Here is a 9939-nt window from a genome sequence, read left to right as displayed (position 1 = left end):
GTTTTGGTATCAATAATTATAAAGCTGAAAAATAGAAAGTAAGGTAGGACTTTAGTCATAGTGTATTTATTACACGACAAATTTATTTTTCTACCCCGAGCTCAAAGTATGCGCGTCAAACGATTTATTATGAAATTCAAATAATTGCCCCTTTTTTAAATTAATGACTTTACCATTACATTGAGTATCTGGTTGGATAAGGCAAAGTTTGAGGCAAACAATCCATAGAAGATTTAATCATCATATACTATTCTTGCTGAATCAAATCTGCGGTCGTAATTGAATACATCATAGATTAAACGGGCAAGTAGGATTTTGATTTCCAAAGCGTCTTTAAACTTATCAAAATGATATTGATATATCCATTGTTCGTCTTTGAGAATAAATCCGAGAGGTTTAATTTCTTTGCCATCTCCAAATATCCACCCATGATGATCATAGTAAGGGTCTTCATCGTAAAGCAATGTAATTTCAATGGTGTGATCTTTTAATGTAAATCTGGCGTATATATCCGGCCTGGATTTAAAATACAATTTGAAATTGCTCACTACCCCTTTAACCAAACGAAAAAGCGCGTCATCGATCTCCTGACTATCGTATGTCTGACTAACAGGCGCACGCTGCCATTCAAGGATTTTATTTTCTCCTTCCTGCAGGCGTTCTGCAAAAAAATCTGTTCCCAAGTGATCAAAGTATTTTTTATATTCTTCGCGGGTTAACATCTTAGTCATGTTTCTCGCTTTAGTTTTTTCTTCCGAAATAAGCCTGTAAAACGGATGCTGTATGTCCTTAAGGATATCGAGTGTTTTATTGATTTTTCTTAAGGCTTTGTTATGATAATGTGCATAGATATAGTCACCTTCTTCAACATACTCCGAAATCTGTTTTTCAAGTTCTACTTTCTCGATTTCATAAGCTTCAATTAATTCTTCAAGATCTGATTTCATACAAGGTCAGTTTTAAGATAAATATAGTTTTAAACAAGTTATAAAAGGAAGATTTATTCATCGTTATGACTATGTGGTGACCTGTGCGCGACTGACCTATCCTTATATTTGATATTTGGTTTTAACTCATCTAATCAATGAAGAAAATAGGATTTTTATCATTCGGACATTGGTCTGACCATCCCTCGTATCAAACTCGCAACGCTGGCGACACATTGCTTCAATCCATAGACCTTGCTGTTGCTGCGGAAGAAATAGGTTTGGACGGAGCCTATTTTAGGGTACACCATTTCGCACGGCAGCTGGCATCACCATTTCCGCTGCTTTCAGCTATTGGAGCGAAAACCAAGAAGATAGAAATTGGGACGGGCGTGATCGATATGCGCTATGAAAACCCGCTGTATATGGTAGAAGATGCCGGTGCTGCGGACCTGATTTCGGGTGGTCGCTTGCAACTTGGTATTAGTAGGGGTTCGCCCGAGCAGGTCATCGAAGGCTGGCGTTACTTCGGTTATCAACCTGAACAGGGAGAAACCGATGCAGATATGGGTCGTAAAAAAGCACTGGAGTTTTTGGATCGCTTAAAGGGTGACGGATTTGCCCAGCCAAATCCCAATCCTATGTTCCCGAACCCGCCGGGTCTGCTACGCCTGGAGCCACATTCCGACGGATTGCGGGACCGTATCTGGTGGGGAGCTGCCTCCAACGCAACCGCAGTTTGGGCTGCAGAGAATGGCATGTACCTGCAAAGCTCAACGCTGAAGTTTGATGAAAATGGTAAACCTTTCCACATCCAGCAGGCGGAACAGATCAGGCTGTATAAGGAAGCGTGGAACAAAGCCGGGCATCAGCGCGAGCCAAGGGTTTCAGTAAGCCGTTCGATCTTTGCGCTGGTAAACGATCAGGACAGGTATTATTTCGGACAGCAGGGAAAAGGATCAGATAGCTTTGGCTATATTGAAGCTGATAAACGGGCGATCTTTGGTAGGAGCTATGCAGCCGAACCTGATCAGCTCATCAAAGAGCTTGCTGCAGACGAAGCTATACAAGAAGCGGATACGCTGCTACTAACCATACCGAACACATTGGGCGTTGATTACAATATCCATGTGCTAGCTGCTATCCTGGAGCATGTTGCCCCAGCATTGGGTTGGCGATGAAACGTCATCTCGAATGAAGAGAGAGATCACTTGCTTAGGTATAGTTTGCTTCGCAACTACTTCATGGTCAAGAGATCTCTCTCTTCATTCGAAATGACGGGGATATTAAGCCGGAATTTTATCTTTTTTCTCTCGTATCCAGAAGCGATGCTGCGCAATCGCCTTAATAAAAGCTTCCGGTTTAAGATCTGTCAACAAGCCTGCTTTCGCATCGGCATCACCACTTTTCAATTTTGCTCCAACATAACTTTGGTTAATCAGTTCAATACCTTTGCCAGTTGCTGCAATGGCTTTGCAATGTTTATAGGCTTCATTTATAAAGTGAATAGCATCCGGTTCAGATAGTAGGGCTTTAATGCTTTTTTCTCCGCCTGGTACATATATTGCATCAAACACCACAGAAGTTCCCGTTAAGAAGCTCATGTCAATTTTGATTTCCTTACTAGCAGAGTCTTTAAGTGTACCATTTTTAGGTGCAACAACTTTAACAACTGCGCCTGCAGCAAGAAGTGCTTTTTTCATATTTCCAAAATCTGATGCATCAACACCATCAGCAGCCAGAAAAGCAATTTGTCTGGTCTTAATGCTGTCTTTTGAAGCATTTGCCATACTTAAGGCCGAAGATTTTTCAACTTCTGATTTTACTTTGATCGGTTTATAATCTGCCGGATTGGCATCAGCTCCAAGAATATGGTTAATCGGTTCTATCGGTTTCCCTGCTTTTAAACCTAAACTCTCTGCAACCGCATTTGCAAGAGGTATGCTTACCTGCGTTAAAAGATTCACCATACGCTGGCGGATTTCTACGCTTTCAACTTTGCCCAGTTCAAATTTAAATGCATCGGCAATGTGGTTTTGCTCTGGTTCCGACTGACTGTTATAGAACAAAGTTGCCTGGCTAAAGAAATCCATAAAGCTTTTACTCCTTGCTCTTACTTTATGTGCATCAATACGTTCTTCATAGGATGAAAATCCTCCCTCAGCTATTTTCGCCTGTGCAGGGCTACCATCGGCAATGGAATTTGGATGATAACTGCTCTTGCCTACGTTAATTTGCTGACGCATATGTCCATCTCGCTGATTGTTGTGTACCGTATTGACAGAACGGTTAATTGGGATTTCGTGGAAATTAGGACTTCCTAAACGGGATAATTGCGTATCCGTGTATGAGAATAAACGGCCCTGCAATAAAGGGTCATTAGTGAAATCTATGCCTGGAACCAGGTGACCGGGGTGGAAGGCAACCTGTTCAACCTCGGCAAAGAAATTATCAGGATTGCGATCTAATACCATTTTCCCAATCCTTTGTACAGGAACCAGCTCTTCAGGAATTAGTTTGGTTGGATCCAGCAAATCAAAACCAAACTTATGCTCATCTTCTTGCGGTATAATCTGAACGCCAAATTCCCATTCGGGAAAAGCGCCGCTTTCAATGGCATCGTGTAAATCCCGGCGGTGAAAATCAGGATCTTTACCAGATATTTTTAAAGCCTCATCCCAGGCAACTGAATGTACGCCCAGAAGGGGCTTCCAATGAAATTTTACAAAAAAAGATTTTCCTTTGGCATTAATAAAACGAAAAGTATGCACACCAAAGCCCTCTATCATCCGCAGACTCCTGGGGATTGCCCGGTCTGACATGGCCCACATAATCGTATGCATAGATTCAGGAGTTAGCGAAATAAAATCCCAAAAAGAATCGTGGGCGCTAGCCGCCTGAGGTATTTCATTATCAGGTTCAGGTTTAACCGAATGGATCAGATCAGGAAATTTTATTGCATCCTGGATAAAGAACACCGGGACATTGTTGCCAACCAAATCATAGTTACCTTCCTCTGTGTAAAACTTAACGGAGAATCCACGAATATCCCTTGCCAAATCAGTAGAGCCTCTAAATCCTGCAACGGTAGAAAACCGTACAAATACGGGCGTTTTAACCGATGGATCCTGTAGAAAGCCCGCCTTTGTGTATTCAGCCATAGATTTATAAACCTGGAAATAGCCATGCGCTCCGGAACCGCGAGCGTGTACTATCCTTTCTGGAATTCGCTCATGATCAAAATGTGTAATTTTCTCCCTCAGGATAAAATCTTCAAGTAATGATGGTCCGCGTGCTCCAGCTTTCAAAGAATTTGTGTCATCGTTGATTTTAAGACCTTGGTTGGTCGTCATGAACTCACCCTGATCAGAAGTGGTATCCAGTTTTTTCTTTTTCATACTCTTATTTGTTTATAGATAGATGTTGTTTTAAAAGCAGGAGTCCTTGTTCATTGCCTTGTTGTAAAGCAATTTCTAACGCATCCATGCCACGATTATCAGTAATCGTTATATCTGCACCATGTTTCAATAGTAATTGAGTTAGTTCATTGCGCCCAAACATAATGGCAAACATCAGGGCCGTTCCTCCATTCCCGTTCAGTGCATCGAGATTGATATGGGGATGACTGAGTAGAAGCTCGGCTATATCTGCATAGCCTTTAAAACATACACCCATTAATGCTGTATTACCACCTGTATCTTTGCCATTAACATCTGCTCCTGACTGTAATAGCAATTGGGCTGCAGCAAGTTGATGATTATAAGAAGCGATAATCAAGGGTGTATAACCCTTATCATCACGAACTTCAAGGTCGGTTTTTTGATCTATTATTTCTTGTAATAGTGGCAAATCGCCAGTTCTTGAAGCGTGAATTAAGGCTGATGTGATAGGATCCATGCTAGCATAACAACATCAATGGAGAATTGTTTAGTAGATAGGAGGCTGAGAACAGGATTGTGTTTAGATATAGTCGTAGACCAGTTCAAGTGAAGATTGTGGCAAAGCATTGCCCCTACAATAATACTACAGCCGTCTGTTAAGGTGTTGTTTTTTAGTTTGTTATCTTGGTTGGTAGCTGCCACGCTCTATTAAAGGGAGAAAATTATGCTATTTTTGAGAATGCCATGAAGCAATTTTGCCGATGCATTTAAAACCTCTTCTCTAAAAAATGATAAAACGCTTGAAATTTGTTTGCGCAAGTTTAATATTGCTTTTTGCATCTGCTTTTGCCATAAAGGCCCAACCCGTAATTCATGTTAATCAGGTCGCCTTTGATTTATCAGGGCCAAAGCAAGCCATTGTTGGTTTAGAGAGTGGCTTTTCAGAATTAAAAAAGTTCTCATTAATTAATGCTTCTGATCAAAAGATAAGTTTTAGTGCTACTCTTAAAGCTGCAGGATCTGTTGAGGAATGGTTTCCGAATCGTCAATTTTATACTGCGGATTTTTCCTCATTTAATAAACCCGGAAAATATAAGATCGATGTATTATTTAAAGGAAAGCATTATACATCGGCCAGTTTTGATATTGCCGCACAGGCACTTGCGGTTAATACCTTACCCAGCATTCTTAACTATTATAAAAAGCAACGCGCCAATACTCCTCAGGAAATAGAGGCCGATAAAAAGATGTTGCTTTATGGCAGTGAGAAGAGGGTAGATGTGCATGGAGGCTGGGGTGATGCGTCTGGAGATATCAGTAAATATTTTTCTCATTTGGCATACGCGAATTTTATGTTGCCACAGCAAATCCCTTTGGTTACCTGGTCGATGATTAATGCTACCGAGAAAATCCCGGCATTGCTGGATAGACTGAAACTCAAAGAGGACCTGAAAACAGAAGCCTTATGGGGTGCCGACTATTTGATGCGTTCTTTATCTGAGGAGGGGTACTTTTACATGACTGTATTTAGCTACTTTAAGCCAGATGCAAGTGCCCGAAGAATTGTAGGACTGGAGGCAAACAGTGTTACTACGGCAGATTATCAATGCGCATTTAGAGAAGGAGGGGGCATGGCAATTGCTTCGTTAGCCCGCATTTCTAGATGGAGCAAGAATGGTGATTATCAAGCTAAAGAATACCTGAAAGCTGCAGAAATTGCATATGCACATTTGACGGTAAATAATTTGAAATATGCTGATGATGGGAAAGAGAACATCATTGATGATTATTGCGCATTAATGGCCGCTACGGAATTGTGGGTAGCTACAGATAGTTCCTATTACAGAGACGAGGCGCGTAAAAGAGCTTCAAATTTAAGTTCCAGAATAACCGATAAGGGATATTTTATCGCAGATGATAAAGATAGACCATTTTGGCATGCTGCCGATGCGGGATTGCCGGTAGTTGCTTTGGTCCGTTATCTTGATATGGAAAAAGAAGAGGGGTACAGAACACAAACCCTCGCTGTAATTAAGAAAGCTATTGATGGCAATTTAAAGATTGCCAAATCTGTTAATAATCCGTTTGGATATGCACGTCAGTATTTTAAACTTAACGGCAAAGTGCGGGAAGGGTTTTTTATACCTCATGAAAATGAAACAGGCTGGTGGTGGCAGGGAGAAAATGCAAGACTGGGTTCTTTAGCCACTGCGTCATTGCTAGGTGGCCGACTCATTTACCCCGAAAAAAGTGGCTGGGGAGTAAGAAAGGATATTGAACTTTATGCTGAGCAGCAACTTTCATGGATTTTGGGCAGCAACCCTTATTCAATGTGTTTTATGTATGGCTTTGGCGAAAAAAATGTACCCTATATGGCTGCCTTGTTTGGGCACGGATCTCAAAAAGGAGGGATTTCTAATGGTATCACCGGAAAAGATGGAAATGCTGATGGCAGTGGTATAGATTTTAAAGCAGAAGCCGGCGGAAATGAATGGCGCTGGACAGAACAATGGATACCTCATGCAGCATGGTTTTTACAGGCATTAACCGCAATAGAAGCCGTAAAAGAGCCTGAAATTGAACAGCCGCTGTTTAGGGTTTTGGCGTTGGCCGAAAATGGAGGGCATCATATTGCTTTTACTAAAGCAGTACGCCCATGGCTAGATGAATTTTCAAAAAAGAATCATTTTGTAATTGATTATGTTGACAATACTGATAAAATTGATGATGCTTTTTTAAAAAAATATAAGCTGGTTATTCAACTGGATTACCCTCCTTATGCCTGGAAACCCAAAGCCGTTAAGGCCTTTGAAGATTACATCAATAATGGGAAAGGTGGATGGTTGGGATTTCATCATGCCACTTTACTCGGTGAGTTCGATGGGTATCCAATGTGGAACTGGTTTTCCGATTTCATGGGAACCATAAGGTTCCAGAACTATATCGCAGACTTTGCTTCGGCCAATGTGAGGATAGAGGAAAAAACACATCCTGTGATGAAAGGAGTAACCCCATTATTTAAAGTGGATAAAGAAGAATGGTATACTTATAATAAAAGCCCAAGGTCAAATGTACATGTATTGGCCAATGTAGATGAAGCCAGTTATCAGCCAGATTCCAAAATAAAAATGGGCGACCACCCCGTGGTATGGGTAAACACAAAAGTTAAGGCAAGGAATGTTTATATTTTTATGGGGCACTCGCCAGACTTGCTTCTAAACAATAATTGGAAGAGAATGGTAAATAATGCGATATTATGGACTGCAGGCCAAGGTAATTAGTGCAATAGTAGTGATGGAATAGATTATCTTTTCTATTTTTACGAAAGACTAAGTATTTATATGCCAATAACAAAGAGATTTGTACCACTACTTTTATTATTTATATGTTGTTGTCAATTTGCTTTTTCTCAAAATAAATTTACGATTAGCGGTATAGTTACCGATTCCGGAACCGGTGAAACATTAATAGGTGCCAGTGTTAAGCTTACCGGTTCAACAACCATTGGTGCTGGAACTAATGCATATGGATTTTATTCTTTGAGTGCAACAGAAGGGATTTATGAGCTTTCAATAAGTTTTATTGGTTATAAAACGGTTAAACAATCAATTACAATTTCACGGAACGTCAGGCAGAACTTTGTTCTTTCAGAAGATAATCAGTTAAACGAGGTGGTTATTTCCGCCGAAAAGAAAAATGATAATGTGAGCAGTCCGCAAATGGGCCTTCAGAGAATCAATATCAGAGAAATTAACAATGTGCCTGTTTTGCTTGGAGAACGTGATGTGCTTAAAACGTTGCAATTGCTGCCCGGAATTAAATCGGCAGGAGAGGGCAATAGTGGATTCTATGTTAGGGGTGGATCTACCGATCAGAATTTAATATTACTGGATGAAGCCCCGGTATATAATGCTTCGCACTTGCTTGGATTCTTTTCGACTTTCAATTCTGATGCGATTAAAGATGTAAGTGTTTATAAGGGAGGAATGCCTGCACAATATGGCGGCAGATTGGCTTCTGTACTGGATATTAAGATGAATGATGGAAATCGTAAGGATTATACGGCAGAGGGTGGTATAGGTTTGATCTCATCTAGGTTAAAGGTAGAAGGACCAATTGTTAAGGATAAAGGTTCATTTATGATTAGTGCCCGCAGAACCTACCTCGATGCTTTTTTAGCCTTGTCGCCAGATAGTTCGATAAACGGCAATACGCTTTATTTTTATGATGTAAATGCCAAAGCAAATTACCAGTTAAATGAGAAGAACACCTTGTACTTGTCGGGTTATTTTGGACGCGATAAACTTGGAATATCAGAGGCTTTTGGTTTTAATTGGGGTAATGCTACGTTTACCCTGCGCTGGAACCACCTGTATAGCGACAGATTGTTTTCAAATACTTCCCTGATTTATAGCAACTATAACTATGTAATTCAGAATTTTATGGAAGACAATGATTTTCAAGTGAACTCTTCTATTAAAGATTTTAATTTAAAACAAGACTTTGAATACAGTTTAAGTAGTAGTCACAGTTTAAAGTTTGGTGTAAATGCCATTCATCATACCATTGCACCGGGCAAACTTACTGCAAGCGAGTCGTCGAGTGTAAATGCAACCACCTACGAAAACCGCAAAGGACTGGAGCTTGCTGCCTACTTATCGGATGAATGGGCTGTTAACGAAAAGATGAACCTGGCTTACGGACTTAGGTTAAGCGGGTTCTCTTTATTAGGGGCAGGTAACTTTAAAACATATGATGCAGATGGAAATACCACCAGTACAACATCATATAAAGCGGGCGAGGTGGTAGAAAATTATTTTAATCTGGAACCAAGAATTTCTGCTAGCTATCAGTTAACACCCTCAAGCTCTTTAAAAACCGCATATACCAGGAATATTCAAAATATCCATCTGATGTCTAATTCAACATCAACATCTCCAACTGATCTTTATATCATGAACAGCAACAATGTTAAACCAGAAATTGCGGATCAGATTGCTGCAGGTTATTTCAGAAACTTTAGCGACAATAATTATGAGTTTTCAGCGGAGTTGTACTATAAATGGATGCAAAATCAGATAGAATATAGAAGTGGAACTGATCTTAGAGGGAATGGAAATGTTGAGGCTGACTTACTTTTTGGTGATGGCAGGGCTTATGGTATTGAACTTTTTTTAAAGAAAAGATTTGGCAAGTTTAATGGATGGATTGGTTATACCTGGTCCAGAACACAACGCCAATTTGATGCAATAAATGATGGGAAATGGTTTTATGCGAAACAAGACAGGACGCACGATTTATCACTTGTTGGGATTTATAAGGCCGGATCCAGGTGGACCTTTTCTTCGGTTTTTGTTTACAATACAGGCAATGCAGTTACTTATCCAAGTGGTAAATATCAAATAAATGGCCGTACAGCATTTTATTACACAGAAAAAAATGGCTACCGTACGCCCGCGTATCATCGTTTAGATCTTTCTGCTACACTTGAAGGAAAACCTGGGAGGAAGCTTCAGTCGAGCTGGTCATTTGGCATTTATAATGTATACAATCGCCATAATGCATTTTCAATTGATTTTAAGGATAATCCTGATGATGTTTCCACAACGCAGGTAGTACGTACAACTTTGTTT

At 40.3% G+C, this 9939-nt stretch carries 6 protein-coding genes; 3 read left to right on the top strand and 3 right to left on the bottom strand.

What is annotated here, in order from left to right:
- Positions 1-233: 233 nt before the first annotated feature.
- Positions 234-947 carry a hypothetical protein gene (locus tag AC1DDX_RS15800; protein WP_337718157.1) on the bottom strand — a complete coding sequence of 238 codons (714 nt, stop codon included), beginning with the start codon at positions 945-947 and terminating at the stop codon, positions 234-236.
- Between the two features lie 137 nt (positions 948-1084).
- Here AC1DDX_RS15800 and AC1DDX_RS15795 point away from each other — a divergent pair, with 137 nt between their 5' ends.
- A complete protein-coding gene (locus tag AC1DDX_RS15795; protein ID WP_172659140.1) occupies positions 1085-2107 on the top strand; it encodes an LLM class flavin-dependent oxidoreductase in 1023 nt (340 codons plus the stop codon).
- A 105-nt stretch (positions 2108-2212) separates the two neighbouring features.
- Here AC1DDX_RS15795 and AC1DDX_RS15790 read toward each other — a convergent pair whose 3' ends face one another.
- Both AC1DDX_RS15790 and AC1DDX_RS15785 read right to left on the bottom strand, forming a co-directional pair.
- A complete protein-coding gene (locus AC1DDX_RS15790; protein WP_337718158.1) occupies positions 2213-4324 on the bottom strand; it encodes a catalase in 2112 nt (703 codons plus the stop codon).
- A gap of 4 nt (positions 4325-4328) precedes the next feature.
- Positions 4329-4823 (bottom strand): ankyrin repeat domain-containing protein, encoded by a 495-nt coding sequence (locus tag AC1DDX_RS15785; protein WP_172659138.1) that lies wholly within the window; start codon positions 4821-4823, stop codon positions 4329-4331.
- Between the two features lie 271 nt (positions 4824-5094).
- Between AC1DDX_RS15785 and AC1DDX_RS15780 the strand changes: the two genes are divergently transcribed.
- Together AC1DDX_RS15780 and AC1DDX_RS15775 are read left to right on the top strand one after the other, a co-directional pair.
- Positions 5095-7587 carry a ThuA domain-containing protein gene (locus AC1DDX_RS15780; RefSeq protein ID WP_337718160.1) on the top strand — a complete coding sequence of 831 codons (2493 nt, stop codon included), beginning with the start codon at positions 5095-5097 and terminating at the stop codon, positions 7585-7587.
- Positions 7588-7647: 60 nt separating this feature from the next.
- Positions 7648-9939 (top strand): TonB-dependent receptor (locus AC1DDX_RS15775; RefSeq protein WP_477622247.1); only part of this gene is annotated, 2292 nt, incomplete at its 3' end.

This window comes from Pedobacter sp. 10L46_2 (assembly GCF_056395165.1).
Note: the sequence above shows the minus strand (reverse complement) of the source record. Positions and strands in the feature narration are given on the sequence as shown.